Genomic DNA, 24,639 nt, shown 5'->3' on the forward strand with positions numbered 1-24,639 from the left:
TTAGAATTATCAAAAACCTGTTTGTACTGGATATAAGGTTTCCCAGTTCCAAAATCTTCTTTGGTTTTCCCTGATAATCCACTATAGGTCTCCCCAATTTCCCCTAGTTTCTTTCTCTCCCAATCTTGTGTAAATCCGAAAAATCTCAAATTAGGAACTTTGCCCTTTTTAAAAACTTGATTAGCTGTCTCGATCATAGAATTATCATTTAGTAAAAGCATTAAGGATAGGTGATTCGAAGGTAAGGCCTAGCTCAGCCATATAGGAATTGATTTCTTCATCAAGTTGGGAGCGCTGAGCTTCCAATTGTTTAATTTCGTGCATGACAGACTGAATATCAATTTCTTCAGGAGCTTCATAACAATCCACATATCGCGGGATATTCAGATTATATTCGTTATCTGCAATTTCCTGTAGAGTAGCATTATGGCTGTATTTTGGGATTTCTGCGCGGGTACGGTAGGTTTCCACAATCTTTTCGATGTGTTCTACCCGCATTTTATTTTGGGTCTTAACTTTATCAAATTCTTTGCTGGCATCGATAAATAAAACTCCTTCATCCTCTTTACGGCATTTCTTGGCTACAATAATACAGGTTGGAATGCTTGTTCCGTAGAAAATATTGGCAGGAAGCCCGATAATGGCATCAATATAATTTTTCTTTTCAATCAGGAACTGGCGGATTTTTCCTTCTGCGCTGCCTCTGAACAAAACACCATGCGGAGCTACACAAGCCATCGTTCCCTGGTCGTTAAGGTGGTGGAGCATATGCAGGATGAAAGCAAAATCGGCTTTTGACTTGGGAGCCAGTACTCCGGCAGGGCTGAAACGGTCATCTGTATTAAACTTTGAAGCAGCACTCCACTGTGCAGAAAATGGTGGATTGGCTACAATCGCATCAAACTGCTGATCTCCAAATTGGTCAGACTCCAAAGTATCGCCGTTGCGGATATCAAAATCTTTATATTTTACTCCATGAAGCAGCATATTCATACGGCACAGATTGAAGGTTGTCGGATTTTTTTCTTGTCCGTAAATCACATCTGCCCGGCAGTTTTTTGCGGTTCTTAGTAGCAAAGATCCACTTCCACAGGTGGGATCAAATACATCTTTCAACCTTATTTTATCGGTAGTCACAATTTCCGCAAGAATCTGGCTGACTTCCTGAGGCGTGTAAAATTCTCCGGCTTTTTTTCCCGCTCCGGCTGCGAACTGGGAGATCATATATTCATAAGCATCACCCAGAATATCAATATCCCCGGCTTCGTTTAAACCGAAATCTATTCCGTTTAAAGCGATCAGAACTTCACTTACCAGGCGGTTTTTATCCTCGGGTGTTCTTCCCAGTTTTGGAGATGCCAGGTCGATATCAGAGAACAATCCGCCAAAATCATCTTCACTCTCCTGTCCTATTGTACTGTCTTCAATACGTTTCATAGAACGTTCCAGAGCAGGAAGGATATTTTCTTTTTTCTGGATAAGGCTGATGATGTGAGAATACAGATGCTCAGGCTGAATAAAATATCCCAGATTATCAATACAGGTCCGCTTAATATTCTCCTTTAAACTTTCGTCATTGCCTTCCCAGGCCTGCTGAAAATTCAGACCATCATAATCCAGCTCTTCATTTACGTGAAGTTCAATTTTTTCAGACAGATATTTATAGAAAATAAAGCCTAGTGAAAAGTACATAAAATCGCTGGGAGACATATTTCCCCTCAAAGCATTGGCTACCATCCACAACTGGGTGCGCAGTTTTTCCTGTAATTCTTCGCTCATAATTATTGTTTTTTATATCCGAAATGGATGTTGATAAAGGTTTGCCTGGTTTTTAATCCCAGCTGAAGACACTGATTATAGTTTTTAATTTTTGGGATACACGATCAATAATGGTACGGCGTTCATTTAATCCGACTTTAATCTGTTTTACTGCATCCTGAATGATTTCTGGTTTTTCCCGCCGGAGATAATCGTATTCCGCAATAAAAGCAGCCAATGCCTCAACGTTGATACCTTCTTCATCAGCTAATTTATGGATGGCTTCATCGCGTTTACGGGTTATGAATTCATTAAGAAGGCTTTCCAGATCCAGAGTACCGTCGGTTTTGGATCTTTCAAATTCTTCTTTATTGTTGTCAATGTTCTCTTGCATAAATTCATGGAAGAGTGGTGTCTTGTTACGTGTTTGCGAGTCATTGGAAATGGTATCCAGAATGCGCTGGCGCTCTTTTTCGTAATCATCTTTTTTAGTATCCAATCCTGCCATCAGTTTCAGTATATAGCTTACGTTGATGATGTCGCTGTGCAATAATTCGAGGCAGAAATCAATATCCTCCAGAGTCTGTTGGTTTCCATACACCTGCGGATCTTCTCCAATGGTGGATGAAGTATGCACCCGATCTGCAATATCCAGGTATTTGCTCCGGAAGTCCACAAATTCCTGATTGGTCATTGGAAAAGAGCTGTCTTCGGCATCAAAATCATCATACACCTGTATTTCAGCCCGCTTTTTAATAATATCACGGAAGTCCAGTACGAAATCACGCCTGTCGTCTTCACTTTGCAGCAGATCTACGATCTGAACTTCAGGATATTTCTCTTTAAAATCCTGCATAAGATCGGAAAGCTGTCCTTTGACTTCATCATAAGACCCGCGGATGATATGCTCAACAGGTTGGTTATTGCTGAATAATTTAATGGCTTCATCTACATTAGCCTTAAGATTACGGAAGCAGATGATCTTCCCAAACTGCTTTTTATCATTCAGAATACGGTTTGTTCTGCTGAAAGCCTGTAATAATCCATGATATTCCAGGTTTTTATCCACATATAAGGTATTGAGTTTTTTAGCATCAAAACCAGTGAGGAACATATTCACCACAAGAAGTAGGTCCAGCGGCTCCATTTCCGGTTTTTTCTTCTTCATTCTCAAATTGATATCATCATAATAGGCTCCGAAATTTTCAGTAGAGAATGAAGTGTCAAACATTTGATTATAGTCGCTCATAATGTCTGCCAGTTCATCCGAAGTTACCTTTTCATTGGCAAACCCCTGCCCCATTCCTGTATTTTCATCATCCTGATTACTGATTGAGGGAAAAGTAAATACGGCACCGATTTTTATTTCAGGATTAAGCTGCTTAAAAAGCTTATAATATTTCACTAATGCCGTTATAGATTGAGTGGCAAAAAGGGCGTTGAATTCTCCGTCTGCGGTTGATTTATGGAAATTCCCCAAAATGAATTTTGCAATTTCAGTCATTCTGGTTTCATTCATATAATCTCCGCCTAATTCAGTATTTCCTTTGTAATATTCCACGAGAAATCCCAATACGTTATCGTCTGCAATCGCGTCTTTAATAAGGTATTTATGCAGGCAGTCATCAAATATTTCAGCCGTTGTATGCTCATTTGCATTTTTTGCAAAAATGGGCGTTCCGGTAAATCCAAAAATCTGAAGGTTGCTGAAAAACTGCCTGATATTACGGTGCGAATCCCCAAACTGGCTTCTGTGACACTCATCAAAGATCATCACGACTTTCTGTTCGCGTACCTCCTGAAGATGTTTATTGTAACGGTCTCTCGTAACGGCATTGTTCAGCTTCTGGATCGTTGTAATAATAATTTTGGAATTCCCTCCCAGCCTTTTTATCAGTTCATATGTGTTATCGGTGCCATCTACGGCTCCCTTTTCAAAGGCATCATATTCACTTTGGGTCTGGGTATCCAGATCCCTCCGGTCTACAACGAAAATGACCTTATCTACCCCATCTATTTCAGACGCCAGCTGAGCTGTTTTAAAAGAGGTTAATGTTTTTCCGGCCCCTGTTGTATGCCATATGTAGCCATTTTTGGCGGTATTTTCTATTCTGGTCAGGATTTTTTCAACCGCATAATACTGATAGGGACGAAGGACCATTAAAGCACGATCCCCTTCATGTAAAACAATATATTTACTGATCATTTTCCCTAAGCTGCATCTTTCCAGAAAAGAGTTAGCAAACTGGCTCAGATCATTATAGGGAACATTTTCCGTATCCGTCCAGTTGAATGTGAAATTGTAACCACCATTAGGATTGTTGGCAAAATACCGGGTATTCACGCCATTCGAAATGATAAAAAGTTGAACATAATCAAACAGGCCTGTATAAGATGTTTTATAATATTGCTGAATCTGGTTATATGCTTCCTTGAGCTCTGTTCCTTTTCTTTTGAGCTCTATCTGAACCAAAGGAAGCCCATTGATGAGGATGGTGACATCATATCTGCATTTTTTTCTTCCTTCAGTAGTGATCTGGTTGGAAACCTGAAATTCATTTTTACACCATTTCTGCCGGTCCAGAAATTCAACCCAGATGCGCTGACCGTCTTCCGTATCAAGAGGGTAAAGATCTCTCAGCTTTTTTGCTTTCTCAAAACGGGTACCTCCTTCCAGGTGAATACGGATCTTTTCAAACTCTTTATCCGTAAAAGCTGTTCTTCCGGCTTCAGCCAATCTCTTTTTATTATGTTTCTCGAGCTGGCTTTTAAAATTGGCGTACAGATTTTCCTCTCTCAGCTGTACATATTCATAGCTGTTGTCTATAAGAGTTTTTATCAGTCCGTTTTCCAGTGCCTGTTCGGTTTGGGTAGTCATCGTATTAATTTCTTGGAAGTAAAAGTAGAGGCTTCCGGCTTGATGACCTTACGGGTTTCCGTATTATGGGTAAATATTTTAAGTTTTGACAGGAACCTTAAACCAGAAACACGACATAAGTAATTGTTTTACAAATTTTTATAAATAAAAATAAATCCCAGCTATTTGATTATAACTGAGACTCTCCATTTCTTTTCCTCTGGAATGAAATATTCTTACCTATTAGCTTCAATTCCTGTTTCAAACCTTCAAAAATGATATATCCGATTGAGGGAAAGCTTCTAAAAGTTTATTCCGGATGGTATTATAATTATTTGGCATTGTAAGTAAATAAAAACGGGGCAAACCTGCTTATTCACAAGTCTGCCCCTATGGTGATAGTTATTAGTTTCTATTTAGCAAAAATTTCTTTCAGCTGGGAAACGATATTGCTGTTTCCGGAAACGGTGATATCTCCGATCTTTTCTGCGATCTTCTCCATATATTCCATTTCTTTCAGTTTCCACAGGACTTCATTTTCCTCCATCAGCTTTGCAGTGTTCAGAAGGCTTCTGGTAGAAGCTGTTTCTTCACGTCTCATGATGCTGTTGGCCTGGGCTTTTTTCTCTGCAATCAATACCTGGTTGATGATTTCTTTCATTTCCCCGGTCAGGATCACATCTCTGATTCCCGCGTCTGAAACTTTCAATCCAAGATCATTTCCTTTATTTCCAAAGTTTTCCAGGATTTCTTTTCCTACAGCATCTTTTTTCAACAATAGTTCATCCAGGGTAAGTGCTCCTACGAATTCACGCAGAGCCAGCTGCATCAGAACATACAATTGCTTATCATATTCCTTATTATGCATCAGGGATTTTTCAATATCGATGATCTGAAAGCTTACATAGAAGTTGATACGGAGCATAGCTTTATCTTTTGTTAAAAGCTCCTGTCCGGCAATTTCCATTTGCTGCATACGGATATCGGCACATTTTACTTCAATAGGAATTTCATTCATCCAGAAGTTGTATGTTCCCGGTTCAAGCACTTTCGTAAGTTTCCCGTCAATAAGCAGTATTCCTTTATATTGGTTGATCACTGAAAATTTTCTTACGAAGTTTCTCAACATTGGATTTTCCAGAACGGTTCTGGATATGTTTTCTGTGATTTCCACTTTGGTAAGGTCAATTTTCTGAAATTCTCTTTTCAGAATATCTTTCCAGAAGGCGTACTGCCCTACTTTCAATACTTCTTTGAAAATTCCGTTCTCATAGACCAGCACGATTTCGCCGTCTTTTACATCAATTACCTGTAACATAGTGTTCAGTTGTTCATTTTTAAGAAGAAGGTTAAGGTCTTCAGGGGCATGAAATGCTGTTTTCATGTCATGAATCGTTACGGTTTTATTTCCGAACATCCAGTAACCACCTTCTTTAAGGATCTGAATAAGGTTTCCGTTTTGGAAAACAAGACCTGTCTGATATGCTTTAACTGTAATTTTTTTCAACATTTCTAATTGTATTTTATGGTTATTATTTATTTAAAAAAGGGAAAAACCGAGATTGTTTCTTTCAAAAACAACGGAAGAAAAGGGCTTCAGAAAATTCATTCTGCCTCTGAACAGCTTTTTGAATGGTATTGTTGATTTCATGATTCTGTATCCTGTTCTTTTTTGAAACTCATACAAAAGCTTTTCATTAACTCTATTTATCCAATAAGGTCTGTTCCTAAGACCGATTTCATCTTCAGAAAAATCTTTTCCTGCAGGTTTTTCCAAAATGCTGATCCAACAGCTGAAAAAACCTCAGATTTTCCTGTAAAAAGATGTTTTTTTAATGAGAAACATTTAAAACTCGGCATAAAAAATAGATTTTGAGTCTATTTCAATGATACTGCAGTCATAGTGCAGCGCGTCAACCATTCCGCCATACCAATCGAATTGGCAGTGGGATTCGAACCCACACATCATAAGCTATTACTCTAACCAACTGAGTTATATTCCCGTGAAGGAAATAGAAGGATTCGAACCTTCGACCCATAGCGCATGGAATTTTATGGAAAACTCCTAACCTTCAGACCCGCTGAACAGAAGAACATCATATTTCTCAATAAAATCTCCTGCAATGGTGCTATACAGAAACACTCCAACATGGCCTGTCTGATATTTTGACTAAAATCTGTTTTTCAAAATTTTAGTAGTATTTCATTTTGATGATGCAAAGTAAGAAACCAATTGCGCAACCTTTTTGCGTATTAAAAAATTAAAGAAAATTATTTGATTTTATAGGTAAAAAAAATTCTGATCATTGCCAAAAAGCATAATAAAATAAGGATCATACGGCTGTACGATCCTTATTTTAGCTGAATATTTATATCTCTGCTGTTATTTCAAATATCCGGAGAACATCAATGAGTTCGTCGTCTTTATCAGTAAAATAAGTTTTCAGTTCCTGATAGACGAATTCTTTACTTTCTTTTTGAACTAAAGGTGTTCCAAGTTTCTGTCTGGTTGCTCCAAGGAAAGTAAGCTCCCCTGTTACTGATGCATAAAGAAAAAGATGTTGTTTAAGCTTAGCAGAACGAACACTTATTCTTTTATTTTTCTTTCGTGCTTCTTCTTTAAAAAACTTTTGAAATCCCTGCATTATTCCATCTAATAGAGAACCTCCCAATGTAGCTTCTTTATAGTTCGCGTAGGTTTTGATCTTAAAAGCTTCATAACAGTTATTAAAAAAAAGCAAAGCAACCGCATAAGAAAATTCCGTTTTCTTTTGGAAATCCAATTTAAAAAAAGGACTGTAATAGAGAAATCTTTTTTCAAGTTCGTAATCCATGATCTCAGAAACTCCATTGGGAAAGTGAAAAATATTGACTTGTTGATCTTTGTTTAATTCATTGACACTTTTAATCTTAATTTCAGGATTCAGAAAGGCATATCTTCTGAATAAATGATTAAGTATTTCATAATTAAGACAAAGGTCTTTGAAAATTTCCCGATCGGGGATATAGTCTATTTTTATATTGTTACATGTTTCCTGAAAAACGGATGTAAGCTCCTTCAATTTTCCTTTATCTGATCTTATTCCATACTGATTACCATTATCATTAACCATCATTTCTGATGATTCACTTAGTGCCAGAATTTCGATAAGAGAGAAAGGACAATTTTTACTAAAATGTGAATCAACATTCTTTAAAGTATTGCTTAGTAACAGTAAACTTTTTTTACCAAATCCTTCAATAATCAATTGATTATCATCTTTCAGAGAGAAATGTATCTCATCAATACCTGCTTTAAAAAAATCCTCTATCAAATAGCCTAACATTTCCAGAATTCCATAATGGTTTGGGATTCCGATATACATTCCCGGACGCATTCTGATGTGCTCAATCGGGCTAATTTTTTCAATCATTTCAGGTACAGGTTATTTCTTTAAATATACGGATTTTAAGTGAATTTCACTCCTATTTTTAAGCCTGATTCAGGCACCAGTAAAGGATTTTAGCAATATTTTTCGCATCATCTACTCCTCGATGGTGAGTACCTTCAAGTTTCATATTCAGTTCACCTAGAGCTCTGGCCATTCCGACACTTTTCCTGACTGTTGGATGCAGCTGGCCGAACAGGGTTTTCACGTTGATATGGTCATAACTCAGCGGATAATCCACGTTAAATCTTCTGGCCTGGCTTTGCAGCATATTCAGGTCGTAATTTCCGTAACTGGCCCAGGTAAGGTCTTCGGAATCATATTCTGCACGCAGAATGTCCAGTGCATCTTCCAGCATCACACCTTCTTCGTCCAGCATTTTCTGGGTAAGGGAAGTCAGTTCTGTACAAAACGGACTTACTTTTGAATATTGCGGTTTCACTAAAATTCCTTCATTTTGGGAGATACGGCCGGTAGCTGCATTCATGATGCATACTCCGATCTCAATGATCTCACTTTCCTGACCTCTGGGCGGGCGGTTATCCCAACATGTGGCTTCAAGGTCTATAATTAATATATTTTCTGTTGTTTTCATTGGTTTACATTTTCTAAAGAGGGAAGATGGGAGCCAGAAGATGGAAGTTAATATGGTCTTTCTCAATTTTCTTTCTCCCTTTTTTATTTTAAATTTAATTTCTTGGGGCAAACGGGGGTGTCCACTTTTTTCGTTTCATAATTTCTTTGACTTCTTCATAAGAAATCGGGTAAAAATTATGACAGTCAACTCCCACGTCAAAGCTCAGGGCCATTTCATCGTCCGGTAATGTTCCGTGTGAATGACCGTAGAGCTGCCAAACTCCGCGGTGAGAGCCGTTCCAGCTGCGCATGGCGTAATGCAGAAGAATAATTTTCTGATTGCTATTGCTGTTGTCCGGTTCATCAACTCTCAGTTCGTGGTAATCTCTGATGGATTCGAAACGTTTGGGATAGGTAAGTGCCGCGCCTTCATGGTTGCCTTTTATCAGGTGGATTTTACCGTTCAATCTGTCAAGGACTTCTTTGGTAAAATCAGGTTTACCGAGGCTGACATCGCCTAAATGATAGACGGTATCATTGACACCAACCTTCTCGTTCCATCTCTTGATAAGCTCTTCATTCATCTGTTCCAATGATTCAAAAGGTCTTTCTGAGAATTTTATAATATTGGCATGACCGAAATGATGGTCTGCCGTGAAAAAAATATTTGGTTTCATTTTTTTTAATTGTTTTTGTTCAACCATAAAATGCTCTGTTGATTCGGCTTTATGATTGTAAAGTTTAATTACTAATTGTTTTTAACGGTCTGAAATGCTTTATAAAAAGCGGTTTCAATTTCCTGTACATCACTTTCGGTGTATCTTCTTGAAAAGTGAACGGGAACAGCTTCTTTTACTCCACATTCGTTCATGATCTTTCCGGATGCTGAAGCAAAACTGTGATAATTAGCTGTTGCAAATTCCTGATCTTCATCTTTGTAAAAGGTTTCAATGTATACTTTATCCGCTCCTTTGAAAACTGCTTTTATCTTTTTATAATTGTCTTCAGACACTGCATGATCCATGATAACGCCCAGTTTATAGCCTTCGGTACGTGTTAAATGATAAAAGAGATCTGAAGCTTTGTACACCGTTCCCTCAATTTCAATTTCTTTATCCGAATTGTTGTTTTCAAAAGCTATTTTCAGTTCACTGATCCATTTTCCTTTTTTAAATTCTGAGGCATTTTCATGGAATGTCACGGAATCTTTTTCTTTGAATAAGTAAGCCACAGAAGCTGTCTTATGATCGAGAACTGCAAAATCAACTTCCACAGATTCATCTTTAAAAAGGAAATCCTGACTTCCTGCCTGCTCTGCATTCCAGAGCGGAGGATGAATGGTGTAAATATTTATTTTGTCTTTTGCAACAATTTCCCGGATTTCATAAGCTATGGCACCTTCATCTATTAAATTCCAGGTATAGGATTTTAATCTGGCTTCAACTTGCCGGTGAATATTTTCCGGACCACAGATCACAACTTTTTCTCCGCTCCCTATCTGATGTCTGAATATTCCATCGAAATTGGAGAAATGATCAATATGGGTATGACTGATAAATATTGCCGAAACCGACTGTGCTTCCTTCACCGTGAGTAGGCTTGCTTCCCCGCAGTCACACAGATAATGCTTTCCGGAGTTCGGAATTTTCACCAATATGCTGATGTCTTCTTTTAAAAGACTTTTTATTTCTGCCTGTATCATTTTTTCTGGTTTTTTATCACAGAAGTTTTTTTTTAAAAGCTTCTGCTGTGGGATTGTACACATAAAAAAGTTCCGGTAAAAATTTACCGAAACTACACTTTAAGAGTCATCAGCTCTTCTTTTATCACATCAATGGCTAAAGAATTCAGTTTTTTATTGATTCTTTTCTGCTCATCTTTTTCTATTGCTGTAAAAATGCCGGGGAAATCCTTTTCAAGATCAGTCAGGATATCCTGTGAGAAAAGGCCAATTACCTGTCCCATCATTTTAGGTTCAAATTCGCCGATCTTGCTCATTACGTTATTCAATCTGTTAACAGTAGCGTATTTCTGAATTTCATTCCAGATTTCCTGAGCTTTTTCACTGAAATTGACCTGTTTTTGAATGGTTTTCCTTTCTTTTCTCTCTACTTTGGATTTTTCGACCCACTTTTCGTTCTTATTTTTAAGAATAATCCTGGCTCCGTTTCCAAAATAACGGGTTTTTAAAGTTTTGACCACGGTTCCCTCACACCTATTATCCTCTATTTCAGGAAGGCCAAGCCATCCCGGAATTTTTGAATTAAAGGCATTCGGGTACTTCAAAGCTTCTTCCAGAGTTCCCTGGAATAGAATTTTAGCATAGAAAAATCCGGTTTCCTCAAAAATCTGATTGGCTTTGTCTGTATCCAGATAAGTGGTTCCATTCAGCTTGATGTCGAAAGCATAAAATTCGTTATAAGGTGCATATTCCACCCCTGCCTGTACTTTTACGGCATCTTTTACGGGTGCAACCTCTTTATGTTTGTAGCCTCCGCCGAACAATTCACCATAGATGACTACGGTTTCAAGATCCGGAAACAGCGTTTTTACTTTATGGAACAAATCGGTTACGTTTTTTCTGTAACGTTCCAAAATCTGATGTGCGTTATAAAATTTATCATCTTTTTCGATGAAAGCGGTCCGTTTTCCAATCTTAATTTCCTTTCCATCGGTAAAGAAAGAGAAATTAGCACCGTGGACCTTCTCCTGTACGATGAAAACCTCATCCCCAAAACCCTGAATCCTGATCTGATCGATCACGCGGGCCTGGTAAGCATTTTCTATAGCGTTATATGTTTTGAAAATCATTTTTTAGTTTTTAATGTTGTTTTAAACCATTAAGATTCTGGTAAGTTTTAAGTTTAATTAAGGAAAAAATCAAAGATTTTTCATAGACAGCACATTTTAAAGTGAAATTCATCTTAATATTCTTATAATTCAATCCGTTATTAATTTAATGGTTCTTAAAATTTTTTAATAGGTTTAGAATATTCTCTTTTCCTACGGGATTCATGGAGTGGCAGTAGAATTTTGGTAAGTCTAAATAGTTATCCATACAGTATTCTATGAGCCATTTTGCACAGTCGTAGCCTGTTTTCTCAACAAACTCCAGGGTATCCGGTTTTAAATAATGTTCATCGGCAAGGTCGTGGTCAAAAGAAATCATTTCCGGAAGTCCTTTTTCCAAAATCCTGTTGACAAACTGTTCGTAATTCCGGACGATATGCCAGTCTTTTCTGAGGAAAATGTCCTTCTTTGTATAATGATACGCTTCAATTGGGTATCTTATATCATCCAGAAACAATAATCTTTTGGTTATTTCCATTGCTTTATTTTTTTAAAACATGATACAGAAGCTTTGCCGTATTAAAGGCATCATCTGCACCACTGTGTGCACTTCCTTCAAAACTGATATTTCTTGCTTCGAGTTCTTTCAGAAGTCCGATCGGTTTTTCACCGCTCATTAGACTTAACATCACTTTCAGATCGAGATAGGTCTCACTGAAAGGGAATTTCACTCCCAATTCGCTGCACTGGCTTTCCATAATCGATTTGTCGAATCCACCGTAGCCGGCGTAGGTTCTGTGCAGGGAATTGTATCTGTTTTTGATATTGGAACAGGCTTCCTGAAAAGTCATTCCTTCATTTTCCAGTTTTTCAGCAGTAATTCCTGTAAGGTTTGTACAGTATTCGCTTATTTCTGACTGTAAAGGTTTGATCAGATAGCTTCTTTTATCTTCTATGCTTCCGTCTGACATATTCAGTTTGCAGATCCCGATTTCAATAATTTCTCTTTTTGAATTTTCGGGAACTTCTCCTTTTGCCCAGCAGGTCGCTTCAATATCAATGACTATGACTTTATCGTATAAAAACATTCTGTATTTTTTATTGGGAAAAGTAAATATTCAAAGCTCTGATAATACTTTTCACATTGGTATTGGGATAAAATCCGGAACTGTTGATACAGTTGATTTCAACAATTTTCCAGCCTTCATCTGTAAAACAAATATCCATTACAAAGGCTTCTTCAAGATTGAAAAGCTGAATCATTTCACGGGCAAAAGCTAATCCGTCTTCTGAAACTGTTTCTTCAAAAGGAGCATTATCATTGAATTTATAATAGCCTCCATCAATAATCTGTCCGCCAATAATCCAAAGTCTTGCTTCTTTTACCGTTCGTTTAGCTTCGGAAACCTGTACCAGAGAATTTTTTGTAATCCTGTTGGACGAATTTTCCAGTGATTCAAAAACGAAATCGTTCCATTCTGCTTCTGTGAAAACTTTTCCTGTAAAAATCTTTGCTTCTGTGTAAGGTTTAATGAATTTCATTTCATCCTTTCTCCAAGGTAAAGCTTCTGAGATTTTATGTACGGAAATGGTATGATTCAGGAGATTTTCGCCATAATATTGAGAATAAACCTCATATAAATGATTTCCTCCGTAAAAAGAACCGGGAAACCAGTCTGAATTTTGTCTGGCCAGTCTTGCAATTGTCACCGAACCATATACAAAAACATCCTTACGGTCTGTTTTGAAATCTATTTTTTCTGCCGTTGGAGGAATATTGATCACTTCATAATCAATACCCAGTTCTTCCAGAGCATCAAAAATCCTGTAATGGTCGGGATCTAAATATACATTAGCCTGAATTAAAAAATACATGGTTACTAGTTTTTAAGGTTCTCTTTTATTTGTTTTTCACAGTTTCTGATAGTTCCAGCTTTGCTTCTTCCGGGAATCCGGTAAGACCGGGAATATCATTATATTCTACAATTGTTTTTTCTCCATTTTCTGTTTCCAGAACATCAATAGCTACAATATCCGCTTTAATATTTTCCTGTAACAGTTTTACGTTTCCTATCCACTCTTTTTCAGGTTCAATAATCTGGTATTCCTGGGTTAATGAATTGGCTTTCCAATATCTGCCTTTTCTTTTCATAGCCCATACTTTATCATTGACGGCCAGATAGCGTATATCATATTTATAATCAATGAATTTCTCAACCGTTACATAATCCTGATGAATAAACAGCAGGTCTTTAAGTTCTTCCCATTGCTCTTCATCGGATACCAGACTTTTTCCATATCCGCCATGGTGGTTTCCCACTTTAACAACAAACGGAAACGGCATTTCCAGATTTTTCAGATGAGCTGTTCCTGTCGCTGCATTGAAATCTATAACCGGTAATTCCAGTTTTTTAAGCGTATTCAACATGGATAATCTGTCGTATCCTTTCAGCAGGGTTTCCGCTGAGTTGATGCAGGGTACTCCTGAATATTGAATCAATTCAAGCATATTTCTATGCTTAGCTTCAGGATTTACAGCTCCCAATCTCCAGAATATGACATCCGGGCTGCATGCTCCTTCCACATCTGCGACGTAGAGAACATCATTTTTTATGATACATTCCGAGGTCTGAACTTTTTTCCGGATAGTGTTGAATCCGGCAAAGTAATCATCCCAGTAGTTTTCTCCATTAATAATTAAAACTGTTTTCATTGTCAGATCAAAAAGATTAAACCATCATATCGGCACAGTTGGAGCTTGCAAAGGCAAAGGGTTTTGCTTTAAAGACATACCCCATTCCGAGAATGTATCCCATGGCATCTTTCAAAGCGGTGTTTGATTTGAATTCCGGGTCGGTATTAATGTCTGCGTGTACCTCCATTTCTACGCCATAAGCATCCAGAACGGCACAGATAGCGTAGGCTGTTGCTACGGATCTGTTCACCTCATTCAGCATCCTTTCTTTGATACTGATCGTCTGTATCTCTCTTTCTTTTCTGATAAAGGTAAACGCTCCTTTTCCTTCACGAACGAATACTACTGCCGTAGCATAATTGATGGCCTCTCCGTATACGTGGGAATCTGATCCTACACATACTTTCAGACGGTGCCCGGCTGCCAGTTCGCGGATGATGGCTTCTTCTACCAGCTGTGTGATAGAGTTACGGAAAATTTTTCCATTCATGTTCTGCCATGTTTCGTGTTGCGTTTCCATTTTTTTACATTTTAAATTCTACGTTTCAATTCTATAGTTCATAAAAATTATTTTTTGAATGTTTTCAATCATTCATTTTTTGCACTCCGAACCGGATTCGAACCAGTACCAACGGTTTTGGAGACCGGGATGCTACCATTACACTATCGGAGTATTTTTTGCTAATCCATCAGGATTCGAACCTGAACTCCAAGAATCAAAATCTTGGGTGCTGCCAGTTACACTATGGATCAGTGTTATGCTGTTTTGTGGAACAGACAGGAATCGAACCTGTACCTTTAGTTTTTCAGACTAATGTGCACACCTTGTACACCACTCTTCCGGGTTTTGTGATGAGTAATCGGTAATGTTTGAAATTACTTATTGCCTATCACTCATTACTGATAATTTTGTACGGGAAGAGGGATTCGAACCCCCAATACCTTGAGCCTAAATCAAGTGCGTCTGCCAGTTCCGCCATTCCCGCGTACTTATATGATGGGTAATGAGTAATAGGTAATGTCTGAAAGTACTCATTACTTATTGCTCATTACTGATCATTTTTAAAAAGGTCAGAGAAAGTCTGTCTATTAATAAACTATGCCTGTTAGTGTTTGTAAAGATCTTCTGCGCTTGACAAACTTTTCTCTTTCCATGAGTAATGTATGTTTCCTGATCAAGACTTCTTTTCTGAAGCCTATCATCAATTTTTATCTTTTATTAAAAAACCGCCCGACCAGGAATTGAACCTGAACAACAAGAGTATAGTTCCTGCATGCTGCCGTTACATTACCGGTGGTTTTTGGTGGAAGTGGTAGGATTCGAACCTACTCAGCTATGAAGCAACAGAGTTACAGTCTGCCCCGACTCTCCAACTCCGGCGCACTTCCTTTTTTGAAAAAATAAAGCCTGTCTTAATTTTTTTTTTTGATATAAGAACTTCTGCGCTTGACAGGCTTTTATTTTTTCGAACTAACTAGTTTTCATCATTGCTGAAGGTTATTCAGCCTTATTTTTCTCTTTCTTCATTTTCCAGCTTCTTCCTTGAGATGGCTATGGGATTCAAACCCACTCAGCTCACGCAACGGTTTTGCAGACCGCCCCGACTCTTCCACTTCGGCGAACCATCATTTTTGAGGTAAGAAAAAGTCTGTCTGTATTGTGTTTTGGCGTAAAGATCTTCTGCTCTTGACAAACCCTTTCTTCTTCTCTTTTGAAACAATTAACATTTAGTTATCCGCGATTCCGGAAAGACTCGAACTTTCAACTTCTGGTTTAACAGACCAGCGCTCTACCATTGAGCTACAGAATCATTTTTGTAATTTCGGAAGGACTCGAACCTTCAACCTTCGGCTTATGAAACCGATACTCTAACCACTTGAGCTACGAAATCGTTTACCATTTGTGAATGGCTGTTGACTGTTTCACTGTTGTACTCCATAAGGGAATCGAACCCTTGTCGTCCGGTAGAAAGCCGGATGCACTCACCTCTATGCTAATGGAGCATTGGTCTGGAAAGCAGGATTCGAACCTGCATCCTCCCGCGTCCAAGGCGGGTAAACAACCACCGTTATCTTTCCAGTTTTTCAGGTTCAGCTTCTGATATCTTTTCCGGGAGACAGCCGGAGCTGAAATCTTCCCTGAACCTTTGCGGTCTATGCGGGAATCGAACCCGCAGTGCCCAAGAAACAGTCGGGCAGGTTAGCCATTACCTCAATAGACCATTTTTTGTAATCCCAGAAGGACTTGAACCTTCAACCTTCGACGTATCAGGCCGACGCTCTAACCAATTGAGCTATAGGATCTTTTTATTTGGGGTATCTCCGGGGATCGAACCCTGTTCTCCGGTTCCACAGACCGGCGCTTTACCAAATAAGCTAAAGAAACCATAAAAAAAGCGCCTCTTTTCGGGAGGCGCTTACTATATTTTTACGTGTCGGGTCATGAGAGACCTACGTATATAAGCACCTTTTTATCAATAAATCCACAATCAAGAATATTCGCATACCACAGCTCCATCGGTTCTTGTCCGTGTAGTTTTGAAAACTGACTTTGTATGTTATGTAATTGTAGCATTGTACTGTTTGTTTTTAAATTATTAAATGAATCCTGAAAACCTGTTGCTTTCAATTTTCGGTTGCAAAGTAAATATGAAATTTTGAAACCTGCAAATTTATTTTTCAATTAACTATTTGAAAATCAATTAATTACAATTAAAATTCAGAATAGAAAATTCCTATCTGCAATAGATTGCAGATCTCTTAAATACCTAAATGACTGTCTCTCACTGGGTTACTTATCACGCTTTATTTTCCTATTAATTGTTCATTGTTAATTAAAAAATTTTTACTTCTATGGTTATTTTTTTTCGTTCTAAATAATTTTTGCCCTGAAAACACAAAAAACGCCCCGGCAACCGAGGCGTTTTTGCTATATTTTGATAAAATTTTTACGGGTTCACTGTAAATAATTTCCAAAGAATGCACATTTCGCCTCACTCAATATCATCCAATCATACACGAATAATCCCTTTATTGAAGGGCTTTCGCATAGTTCTGCATTGATATGTGTTCTTTGTAGTTTCATATTTTTATGGCGCAAAGATAAATCTTTTTCTTAATTAATTGATAATCTTCACAAGGTAGGGGAATAAAAATAATGGCTCAGAAGCCTTGATTAGCTTGTTTTTTTGAGATCTCAAATAGACGACTCGTTTGTTGAATCATTTAACTCTTCCAGCTCTTTGAATAAGCTTCCCGGATAATCATATAAGCTTTTGTACTCAGAAGTTGCAATGACGACAATTTCCTTGGCTTCGGCTAGATAAAGAAACGGAAATATTTCTCTGATTTTCTTTACTCCCTGCAAAGGCATTTTCCCATTTCCTGTAGCTTCAAGAACGATCTTATATGCATTTTTGCCTTCGTGCTTTAAATAAAGGTATTTGTTGGTGTGATCCATTTTTATTTTTATTTGAACCATTAAGACTCTTTAAGTTTTAAGATCAATTAAGGAAACATCAAAGATACTTTTTTAGGTATAATGCTTCAATGAAATCTTTTTACCTTTTAACTTTTAAAAAGCATTAATTCCTGAACATCTTATTCCGTCCTGTCTTATATCTGGAAATATCTTTCAGGATCACCTCATCATCCGGATTAAAATGTTTCAGTTCGTTGACAATTTCGGAATGTCCTGCTACCTTTTCGGTGATGATTTCGTAAGCGATGTTCCGGGTTGCTGTCTGAAGCTTCGGATCTTTTTTAAATTCATGCTTCATGGCATCAAGGTAAATGATCTTTTTATCTTCAGGTGTCTTCTGATAGAGTTCCTGAATGGAATGTTCGAGCTGTTTCACATCAAAGATATTCGCAAAATAATTATTCAGGCAGTTGAAAGCATCCTTGTTTTCTTCCCAGCCTTTCAGCAGGATTTTTTGTGCTTCTTCCGGCATTTCCATTTTTTTGCGGTAGATCAGAGAGCCTTTCACCATCTGGCTGTTGCTCACATAATCATCCACCACCATCTGATAATAGGTATTGGAATTTTTTATATCGTTGATGATCCTGTACAGGTCACCCACTTTTTCTTTTTGTTCAAGTTCTTTGTAAAGGTCAATAGCTTTTTTGTACTGCTTTGCTTTTTCATAGCAGGCTGCAGCATCTGTTCTGTTCTTCAGTTTTTTAAGATAAACAACTGCTGCTTCGGTATAAAAGCCTCCGTCTTCCAATGTTCTTGCCCCTCGGTAATGATCCTGAAGAAGATTCATATAAACTTTTGCCGCTTTTTTGTAATCCTTTTCTGCGATGTACTTTTCTGCCAGCTCTTCGTATTTGTTTCTGATCTTATCAAAAATAGAGGTTTCTATATAGACACTTCCTCCCCTGCTCTTTCCTCCTGATGAATTTTGTCCTTTTTCTTTCTTTTCAAGACGAAGCAGAACGGCAAAAATCATAATGGCCACAAAAGCGAAAACAACCAGGGTCCATATTACCTCCCAAAAACTCTGATGAAAAAGCTGCGCCAGAATTCCGATGATCTTAAGGATCGCCAGAATGAAAAATGCCGCCATGAATTTATCTATAAACTTCTGCCTATTCATCTTTATCTGATTTTAAAATGGTTTTATCTTCACTGAACAAACGGTAAAGAAGGAGTATAACGCAAATGATGAGAATCCATACGAACCAGTTGTAACCGTACATTTCAATCAAAGGATAGAAAATATAGGCCAGCATGGCTACCAGAACAATCATCAGGAAAATCTTGACTCCGCCCGGAACATGATCTCCACCAACGTTCAGGGATCTTTTTTTAATAATGAAGGAGTAGAGACCAACAGCTCCTGTCATGGCTACAATCAGCCAGAAAATATCCGAAAAGGAAATGTTCTGCTTCTGATAAGGCTTCTTAATTTCTATTTCGCCAATGTCTGAATTTTCATTCTTATAAACCGGTGTATCAGCATATTCTTTTGTTCCGTAAAGACGGCCCAGCGAATCTTCCACCAGCACCTGCTTTTTCTTCCAGACTGTTTTCACAGTTCCATTGTCTACAGCTTTTCCGGGATTGGCTTTTTTGATGGAATCTTTAATTTTCTGCCGGTAGCCCGCTTCATTCTGCCCGATATATTCTGTAATTCTCTTGCGGTACACTTTTTTAAGGGAATCTTCAGATGTTTTGACTTTAGCTTTTATGCCATCAATATCTTTATAAATGTTTTCAATAGGCCTTCCTCCTTTATCCAGATATTCCTTGTAGGTGGTTTCTTTTTTTGGATTATGGTACATCATGTTGGCCAAAACACTTTCCTGCATCAGCTCACGTCTTTTCCGGCCGTACATAGAATCTATTTTCATATCAATATCAGTAACGCCTGACTGATAAGCTACCACAGGCTTCATTAGATTCGGATCCTGCTCTTTGCCCGGTCCTGTATAAATTTCACCTGAGGAAGCTGTAGCATTTTTTGCAGGCTCACTTTCACCCCAATGCCTAAACATGCTGACCAGGCCGATTGCCAGTAAAATTACCCAGAAAACCCAGCGGTAATCCCGCCCGGAACCGCTTGCATTTTCTTTTCCTCCAAAAAGCTTATCCAGCCAGGGATTTCCAAATTTAAAATTCCCGAAACCATCTCCTCTTGAGGTTCCCATCACATCCAGCGGAACTCCGAGATCTACAGCCCTGTCAGGGTATTTTTCAATATAGTTCAGGTATTTTTCAATCTCTTTTTTATTGCCGGCCATTACTTTTTTCAGATCGAAAGGCAGGCTTTTCATCCATTCTTCCTCGGTCTTCGGTTTCTCAAGAGCTTCCAGAACTTGGTCATCGTCCATTTCTACGGTATAGCTCTCAATTTTCTGGGGAATCTTTACCCCGTTGGATGGTTTTCGGATTGTATCTTTTGACTGTTCCGGATGCTGAATTAATGAGATCCAGTCGATATCTTCATTTAATTTCACCATACCAAATTCAGGATGCATAATCAGAAATTCCGCATCTGTATTCAGCCAGTCTTCAGGATTTACTTTGGGATAGAAAATCGTATTCTCTGGAATAAACAATTTGTCATCCACACACTGAAAATAAGCATTTCGTCCGATCTCATCAGGAGCAGAACCGTTAAATATGAGGAAACACCCATATATTCCGTTCGGCTCGTTGGAAGGAATCGCAAAAGAGCGGACATGATCAAGATCTATGCCTAAAGTTTCCATCTCATATAACCATGTGAATGGTGAGGAACCTTTTATTAAAAGCCCTTTTTTAGGATAATTATTCTTCGGAAAAGGTTTTATTCTAAGTTCCATATTCCACAATCTGATCTATAAATCTTTTCAAATACTCTTCATACATATCTTCCATTTTTCTCACCTTTAGCAGAGTGTGATCCGGCAGGAAATATTCGGAACCACTAAATTCGGTATCTGCAGCCATCGCCAGAAAACTATTTTCTGCAGAAGGAATATAAAATTCCGGAATATTTTTGTTACTGCTTTTAAATGTCAGCACCCCTCGGGAATCTGTAATGATGTCGCTTCCATCGGAAAAACTGAATTTGTTTTTATTCTTACCTGCAAAAATTTTTATCTGATGCTTATTTTTACGCAAGGTCAGTGTGTTGACATAATTTTTATGCAATTCATGGTTGGAAATCACCAGCTTATTTTCCGAATTGATCCCGATTCTGTTGAAACTGCTTAGAACTCTGATTCCGGAGGATAATTTACTCAGTTCTATTTCTATCTTAGAATAGCTTCTGGCAATCTCTTCATCATTTTTAACCTGTTCAATAGAGATATTTCCTTCTAAGTTAATTTCGGAAATCCAGGGAGCTTTCGGGTAAAACAGATAAAAATTCCTGTTAAAATAAACCAGCTTAAATTCCTGTGGAATAATTTTTCCCGTAATATTCAGTTCTGAATATTCTTTGGTGTTCAGGTTTAACTTTGAAATCAGCTTTTTATCCGGCTGATACTGACACAGGATGAACTGCTGCTGTTTGTTTTTTGCCAAGGCAAACTGTCCTTTGGGCCTTATAGAGATATTTTCAAACAGAACCTCGCAGCCATGATGGGTTTTATGACGGTCATAATACTCCCTGTTGTAATAATTATCAGACAGATAAGTTCGGAGCAGCTGCTTTTTGCTGCTTAAAATAAAGTATTCTCCTTCATACATGAACTGGGCAATCTGGCCAACCGGAGAAGGAAACAGGATTGGATAATTCAACGGAAGATCTGTTTTCTTTCCGTTACGGGAATCCTGAGGAGCCTTCGATCTTCTCTGTGGAGGATTCGCCCACAACTCTTTCAACGGAAGCAGAATCTTTTGAATATGTTTTCTTGTTCCTTTATGATGTTTGTAGAAATTCAGTTCTCCGTCTGCAGAAGTTGTTACAAGAAATTTCAGACGGTCTCTGTTTTCGTTAATTACTTTCTGTAATTTATGGTTAGCAAGATTATCCTGATGAGTAATGAAAAAAACTTCAAGATCCTTTTCTTTGTGATCTTCTTCAAAGAACTTTTCCAGAGCCTGGGAAGACTCCAGTACCGGACTTACATGGTTGAGGTTTTCTACTACTTCTTCCACCTTATCCAGAGAAACCGGCACAATAGTTTGTCCTAATGCAAAAACTTTACATTCGGAGTGGGCTTTGGGATGTTTGATCACGGCAATAGCTGAGGCAAATGCTAATACTTTTGGGGTTCCCCAGTTTTTTATAGAAGTATCAATTAAAATAATTCTTTCAAAGATATTTTCTTCAGGCGGAATTTCCCGCTGGATATATAATGCTTCATTATTAGCAACACGATTCATGAAAACATCATCTTCATTGGCAAATTCTGATAAAAGCATCCGATGAAGCTCTCCTTTATTCGTCATATCAGAAATTCCTCCGATGGGCTGTTCTCCGGGAGAAAGATGACGCATAGGAATTTTCAGGCCGCTCCAGATTCTTTTGATCAGGCTTCCTACCTGAAAAGTTTTTGGTTCTTCAATCAGTTCCTGAATGAAATCTTTATTGGTTTCAACGGTAGTTTCTTCTTCGGCCACTTCATCTTCCAGCTCAGGAATATCAACGGTCCCTTTCATGACATTGATGATGGATTCTACCGACGGAAATTTCTCATTTAATATCGCTAACGTGCGGATGTCTTTTATTTTAACGGCATCTGTCAACTCTTTTTTCTCTGCCGAATCGGCAAGGCTGTGAGGTCTTCTGGCAAATCCTTTTAAGATCATGTCTGCACTTGTAGAGGATCTCACCAAACGCGGAGTATGTCTGAACAGGGTCTGTAAAAGCATAATCCTATTTTGTCCGGTTTTATAACGCGGTCCCAGATTTTTCAGGTTTTCAAGAAATTTAAATCCTGATTCTATATCCAAACGGACTTCCTCTTTGCTTTCCGTCTGTACTTTATTCAGATAATAATATATTCCGTCTAAATTCAGGTATCCATCCTGAGAGGCATACAGCACCAGCAATAATGCTCCGAAGGGCGGGAACCCCTGCAGCATCAACTCTTTCAGAATTTCCATAATGTAAGGTCTATACGCTACCGCCCCTACATTCGGAATGATGATAAGGTTGTTTTCATGATAGCCTGTGGGATCCGGAACATCTTTATCGGTAGTCCATTCCCAGAAATAGTTTTGGTATGATTGGAAATATTCGTTCAGATCCATTCCTTTGATTTTTCAGTCAGACGAAATGAGCTTACGGAAAGTTTACGGAAATCGGTTTTATCAAGAGGTAAAACACTTCCGTTTTCATTCCATAAAAGCCACATGTCCTGAGCTGCATTATATTTTCTCTGTAACAGAGTGCTTAAATTTTTAAATTCAAAATCATAACCCGCCGGAAGAAGATGATGGTCTTTCATCCAAAGGGTTTTCCCCGGAAGGCTTAATAATGGTGTTCCCAAAAACAGGGATTTATCATTAATAACCGTCCAGTCTATTTTTTCCAGTTTAAATTTCGGAAAGGCAATTATTGCTTCTTTAATCTCATCCATAAGGCTTAATAAGGCAATAACAGGCTGTTCTTCCTCACTTGGAACCAGTCTGACCTTTACTTTTTCATCAATTCCAAAAAAATTCTGGTTGGACGGTGGAAAAGTAAGCCGTAAAGCTTTATCAATAGGCGTCCATAGCAAAGCGGTTCTCACTTTTTTACTGGGAACCAAAGCATCTTTCCTGAATAAGAGACCTTCTCTCAATTCATACAGTAAAAAGTCAGGTAACTGCTGAATTTCCGGTGAAACTGCCTGTTCTCCGGTAAAGCCTTTCATCCAGATCACATCTTCTTCCAATGCGATCTGAATATTTTTCCAGTCCCGGATTGAGCCTAAAAAATCTTCACCTGCCCGCGGAAGTTCTGCCCAGAATTCTTTTACACGCTTTGAAGGATTTTCTGCCATAAACTTTCTATTTCCTGTTGAATATATTGTTTCTGTTCCGGATTTCGGATCCAGTCGCAGCGGGTCTGAAGGTATCTCAGCTTATCTTTGATTACATTCTGTTCTTCAAAACTCAATGCATCGCCGTTCCATTTTTCAACCAAAATTTTTACATCTTTCATGATTTCTTCAGGATTCGGGGTTTTATTCTGCATGGCCTGGGGATGGGATTTCGGATTTTCATCTTTTTCTATGGTCCTGTTGATGATCCCCTCCAGAATTTCAATCTGTTCTTCGGTATCCCAGATATGTTTCAGTACCCAAAGGTCTGACAGAATTGCTTCGTTTCTTCCACAGATCAGAGCACTTGCAGCGATCAGGTTCTGTAGTTTTACAGCACGACGGTCGGAAATGGCAATTCCTGTATTTCTGAGGCTGATGATGGTATTTAGATATACTTCATAAATAGGTTTCAGATCAATAGTTCTGCACAGATTCTGCAGTTCTCTGATTTCACCGGAAAGGATTTCAGGGGTTTCCGTTTCCACCGGATTTTCCAGTTTTCTTCCGGCTAAAAGCACCTGCTGAAGAAGGTCAGGATTTACATAATCTACATTGATTCTGATCAGGAAACGGTCGAATAAGGCATTCAGAGCCTCATCTTCAGGAAGAACGTTACTTGCTCCGACAAACATCAATGCCGGTAAATGTTTGGTTTCTTTTCCTCTTTTAAATATCTTTTCGTTTAAAGCCATCAGCAGAGAGTTCAGAATCGCCGAGTTGGCATTGAATATCTCATCCAGGAATACCATAGAGGCTTCCGGCATCATTCCTTCTGTGTTGGTAAGAAGTTCCCCTTCTTTTAGTTTTCTGATATCGAAAGGACCGAAAATCTCGTTCGGCTCTGTAAAACGGGTTAAAAGGTATTCAAAGTTTTTCCCATCTTTTACCGTGTTGGAAAGTGTTCTTACGATTGCAGATTTTGCGGTTCCGGGAGGTCCGTACAGAAAGGCATTTTCTCTTGCCAGAAGGCAGATTCCCAAAAGATCTACCACATCATTTTTCCCGATGAAGGTATCTTTTACGTAATTAAGAACGGTGTTGAGTTTTGTAATATTATGGTTCATTAG

19 protein-coding genes, 14 tRNA genes and 1 pseudogene are annotated in these 24,639 nt (G+C 38.3%); all 34 read right to left on the minus strand.

The window, feature by feature from the left end; translation table 11 throughout:
• Positions 1-197: pseudogene (locus tag J2Y40_RS19045) on the minus strand (hypothetical protein); the annotation flags it as partial.
• 7 nt (positions 198-204) lie between these two features.
• Positions 205-1,779, minus strand: coding sequence for a type I restriction-modification system subunit M (locus J2Y40_RS19050; protein ID WP_310000767.1), 1,575 nt, complete (start codon positions 1,777-1,779; stop codon positions 205-207).
• 52 nt (positions 1,780-1,831) lie between these two features.
• Positions 1,832-4,636, minus strand: coding sequence for a type I restriction endonuclease subunit R (locus J2Y40_RS19055; RefSeq protein ID WP_310000769.1), 2,805 nt, complete (start codon positions 4,634-4,636; stop codon positions 1,832-1,834).
• 391 nt (positions 4,637-5,027) lie between these two features.
• Complete coding sequence (locus J2Y40_RS19060) at positions 5,028-6,125, minus strand: slipin family protein (protein WP_153398217.1); 1,098 nt, start codon at positions 6,123-6,125, stop codon at positions 5,028-5,030.
• 430 nt (positions 6,126-6,555) lie between these two features.
• A tRNA-OTHER gene (locus J2Y40_RS19065) sits at positions 6,556-6,618 on the minus strand.
• A 366-nt stretch (positions 6,619-6,984) separates the two neighbouring features.
• On the minus strand, positions 6,985-8,028 hold the full coding sequence (locus J2Y40_RS19070; protein WP_153398215.1) for a hypothetical protein: 1,044 nt from the start codon (positions 8,026-8,028) through the stop codon (positions 6,985-6,987).
• Positions 8,029-8,086: 58 nt separating this feature from the next.
• Positions 8,087-8,638, minus strand: coding sequence for a 3'-5' exonuclease (locus J2Y40_RS19075; RefSeq protein WP_310000771.1), 552 nt, complete (start codon positions 8,636-8,638; stop codon positions 8,087-8,089).
• 94 nt (positions 8,639-8,732) lie between these two features.
• On the minus strand, positions 8,733-9,296 hold the full coding sequence (locus tag J2Y40_RS19080) for a metallophosphoesterase (RefSeq protein ID WP_153398211.1): 564 nt from the start codon (positions 9,294-9,296) through the stop codon (positions 8,733-8,735).
• Positions 9,297-9,367: 71 nt separating this feature from the next.
• Positions 9,368-10,321: a peptidase gene (locus J2Y40_RS19085; RefSeq protein ID WP_310000775.1), complete on the minus strand. Its 954-nt coding sequence runs from the start codon at positions 10,319-10,321 to the stop codon at positions 9,368-9,370.
• A gap of 92 nt (positions 10,322-10,413) precedes the next feature.
• Positions 10,414-11,430 (minus strand): RNA ligase, Rnl2 family, encoded by a 1,017-nt coding sequence (locus J2Y40_RS19090; RefSeq protein ID WP_153398207.1) that lies wholly within the window; start codon positions 11,428-11,430, stop codon positions 10,414-10,416.
• A 145-nt stretch (positions 11,431-11,575) separates the two neighbouring features.
• Positions 11,576-11,947, minus strand: coding sequence for a cyclic-phosphate processing receiver domain-containing protein (locus J2Y40_RS19095; protein ID WP_153398205.1), 372 nt, complete (start codon positions 11,945-11,947; stop codon positions 11,576-11,578).
• A 4-nt stretch (positions 11,948-11,951) separates the two neighbouring features.
• Positions 11,952-12,497: a 3'-5' exonuclease gene (locus J2Y40_RS19100; protein ID WP_310000779.1), complete on the minus strand. Its 546-nt coding sequence runs from the start codon at positions 12,495-12,497 to the stop codon at positions 11,952-11,954.
• Between the two features lie 10 nt (positions 12,498-12,507).
• Positions 12,508-13,284 carry an ATP-grasp domain-containing protein gene (locus tag J2Y40_RS19105; protein ID WP_153398202.1) on the minus strand — a complete coding sequence of 259 codons (777 nt, stop codon included), beginning with the start codon at positions 13,282-13,284 and terminating at the stop codon, positions 12,508-12,510.
• Positions 13,285-13,309: 25 nt separating this feature from the next.
• A complete protein-coding gene (locus J2Y40_RS19110; RefSeq protein ID WP_153398200.1) occupies positions 13,310-14,122 on the minus strand; it encodes a RimK family alpha-L-glutamate ligase in 813 nt (270 codons plus the stop codon).
• 16 nt (positions 14,123-14,138) lie between these two features.
• Positions 14,139-14,624, minus strand: a complete 486-nt coding sequence (locus J2Y40_RS19115; protein WP_153398198.1) for a ribonuclease H-like YkuK family protein — start codon at positions 14,622-14,624, stop codon at positions 14,139-14,141.
• A gap of 82 nt (positions 14,625-14,706) precedes the next feature.
• Positions 14,707-14,777, minus strand: a tRNA-Trp gene (locus J2Y40_RS19120).
• A gap of 8 nt (positions 14,778-14,785) precedes the next feature.
• Positions 14,786-14,857: transfer RNA gene (locus J2Y40_RS19125), tRNA-Gln, on the minus strand.
• Positions 14,858-14,873: 16 nt separating this feature from the next.
• Positions 14,874-14,946 (minus strand) — tRNA-Phe (locus J2Y40_RS19130).
• Positions 14,947-15,016: 70 nt separating this feature from the next.
• Positions 15,017-15,090 (minus strand) — tRNA-Leu (locus J2Y40_RS19135).
• 316 nt (positions 15,091-15,406) lie between these two features.
• Positions 15,407-15,493, minus strand: a tRNA-Tyr gene (locus J2Y40_RS19140).
• Positions 15,494-15,650: 157 nt separating this feature from the next.
• Positions 15,651-15,732 (minus strand) — tRNA-Cys (locus tag J2Y40_RS19145).
• A 111-nt stretch (positions 15,733-15,843) separates the two neighbouring features.
• Positions 15,844-15,915 (minus strand) — tRNA-Asn (locus J2Y40_RS19150).
• Positions 15,916-15,922: 7 nt separating this feature from the next.
• Positions 15,923-15,996: transfer RNA gene (locus J2Y40_RS19155), tRNA-Met, on the minus strand.
• Positions 15,997-16,036: 40 nt separating this feature from the next.
• Positions 16,037-16,108, minus strand: a tRNA-Glu gene (locus J2Y40_RS19160).
• Between the two features lie 2 nt (positions 16,109-16,110).
• Positions 16,111-16,185 (minus strand) — tRNA-Pro (locus J2Y40_RS19165).
• 69 nt (positions 16,186-16,254) lie between these two features.
• Positions 16,255-16,326, minus strand: a tRNA-Asn gene (locus J2Y40_RS19170).
• A gap of 8 nt (positions 16,327-16,334) precedes the next feature.
• Positions 16,335-16,408 (minus strand) — tRNA-Ile (locus J2Y40_RS19175).
• Between the two features lie 10 nt (positions 16,409-16,418).
• A tRNA-His gene (locus J2Y40_RS19180) sits at positions 16,419-16,491 on the minus strand.
• Positions 16,492-17,300: 809 nt separating this feature from the next.
• Positions 17,301-17,564 (minus strand): hypothetical protein, encoded by a 264-nt coding sequence (locus J2Y40_RS19185; RefSeq protein ID WP_310000781.1) that lies wholly within the window; start codon positions 17,562-17,564, stop codon positions 17,301-17,303.
• 124 nt (positions 17,565-17,688) lie between these two features.
• A complete protein-coding gene (locus tag J2Y40_RS19190; protein ID WP_310000783.1) occupies positions 17,689-18,705 on the minus strand; it encodes a hypothetical protein in 1,017 nt (338 codons plus the stop codon).
• Positions 18,698-20,416, minus strand: a complete 1,719-nt coding sequence (locus J2Y40_RS19195) for an APC family permease (protein ID WP_310000785.1) — start codon at positions 20,414-20,416, stop codon at positions 18,698-18,700. The genes J2Y40_RS19190 and J2Y40_RS19195 overlap by 8 nt, the downstream gene beginning before the upstream one ends.
• Positions 20,406-22,796, minus strand: coding sequence for a hypothetical protein (locus J2Y40_RS19200; RefSeq protein ID WP_310000788.1), 2,391 nt, complete (start codon positions 22,794-22,796; stop codon positions 20,406-20,408). Before J2Y40_RS19200 ends, J2Y40_RS19195 begins: the two co-directional genes overlap by 11 nt.
• Positions 22,787-23,530 (minus strand): hypothetical protein, encoded by a 744-nt coding sequence (locus J2Y40_RS19205; RefSeq protein WP_310000789.1) that lies wholly within the window; start codon positions 23,528-23,530, stop codon positions 22,787-22,789. Before J2Y40_RS19205 ends, J2Y40_RS19200 begins: the two co-directional genes overlap by 10 nt.
• Positions 23,503-24,636 (minus strand): AAA family ATPase, encoded by a 1,134-nt coding sequence (locus tag J2Y40_RS19210; protein ID WP_310000791.1) that lies wholly within the window; start codon positions 24,634-24,636, stop codon positions 23,503-23,505. Before J2Y40_RS19210 ends, J2Y40_RS19205 begins: the two co-directional genes overlap by 28 nt.
• Positions 24,637-24,639 lie beyond the last annotated feature (3 nt).

The organism is Chryseobacterium sp. 2987 (assembly GCF_031456375.1).
In the GTDB taxonomy this organism is placed as follows: Bacteria; Bacteroidota; Bacteroidia; order Flavobacteriales; family Weeksellaceae; genus Chryseobacterium; species Chryseobacterium vaccae.

Bases quoted from the DNA above. Each gene is read 5' to 3' on its own strand.
- J2Y40_RS19060 (WP_153398217.1), bottom strand. From the start codon at position 6,125: ATGTTGAAAAAAATTACAGTTAAAGCATATCAGACAGGTCTTGTTTTC.
- J2Y40_RS19205 (WP_310000789.1), bottom strand. From the start codon at position 23,530: ATGGCAGAAAATCCTTCAAAGCGTGTAAAAGAATTCTGGGCAGAACTT.
- J2Y40_RS19075 (WP_310000771.1), bottom strand. From the start codon at position 8,638: ATGAAAACAACAGAAAATATATTAATTATAGACCTTGAAGCCACATGT.
- J2Y40_RS19190 (WP_310000783.1), bottom strand. From the start codon at position 18,705: ATGAATAGGCAGAAGTTTATAGATAAATTCATGGCGGCATTTTTCATT.
- J2Y40_RS19080 (WP_153398211.1), bottom strand. From the start codon at position 9,296: ATGAAACCAAATATTTTTTTCACGGCAGACCATCATTTCGGTCATGCC.
- J2Y40_RS19050 (WP_310000767.1), bottom strand. From the start codon at position 1,779: ATGAGCGAAGAATTACAGGAAAAACTGCGCACCCAGTTGTGGATGGTA.
- J2Y40_RS19115 (WP_153398198.1), bottom strand. From the start codon at position 14,624: ATGGAAACGCAACACGAAACATGGCAGAACATGAATGGAAAAATTTTC.
- J2Y40_RS19105 (WP_153398202.1), bottom strand. From the start codon at position 13,284: ATGTATTTTTTAATTCAGGCTAATGTATATTTAGATCCCGACCATTAC.
- J2Y40_RS19055 (WP_310000769.1), bottom strand. From the start codon at position 4,636: ATGACTACCCAAACCGAACAGGCACTGGAAAACGGACTGATAAAAACT.
- J2Y40_RS19070 (WP_153398215.1), bottom strand. From the start codon at position 8,028: ATGATTGAAAAAATTAGCCCGATTGAGCACATCAGAATGCGTCCGGGA.
- J2Y40_RS19200 (WP_310000788.1), bottom strand. From the start codon at position 22,796: ATGGATCTGAACGAATATTTCCAATCATACCAAAACTATTTCTGGGAA.
- J2Y40_RS19195 (WP_310000785.1), bottom strand. From the start codon at position 20,416: ATGGAACTTAGAATAAAACCTTTTCCGAAGAATAATTATCCTAAAAAA.
- J2Y40_RS19210 (WP_310000791.1), bottom strand. From the start codon at position 24,636: ATGAACCATAATATTACAAAACTCAACACCGTTCTTAATTACGTAAAA.
- J2Y40_RS19095 (WP_153398205.1), bottom strand. From the start codon at position 11,947: ATGGAAATAACCAAAAGATTATTGTTTCTGGATGATATAAGATACCCA.
- J2Y40_RS19100 (WP_310000779.1), bottom strand. From the start codon at position 12,497: ATGTTTTTATACGATAAAGTCATAGTCATTGATATTGAAGCGACCTGC.
- J2Y40_RS19110 (WP_153398200.1), bottom strand. From the start codon at position 14,122: ATGAAAACAGTTTTAATTATTAATGGAGAAAACTACTGGGATGATTAC.
- J2Y40_RS19090 (WP_153398207.1), bottom strand. From the start codon at position 11,430: ATGATTTTCAAAACATATAACGCTATAGAAAATGCTTACCAGGCCCGC.
- J2Y40_RS19185 (WP_310000781.1), bottom strand. From the start codon at position 17,564: ATGGATCACACCAACAAATACCTTTATTTAAAGCACGAAGGCAAAAAT.
- J2Y40_RS19085 (WP_310000775.1), bottom strand. From the start codon at position 10,321: ATGATACAGGCAGAAATAAAAAGTCTTTTAAAAGAAGACATCAGCATA.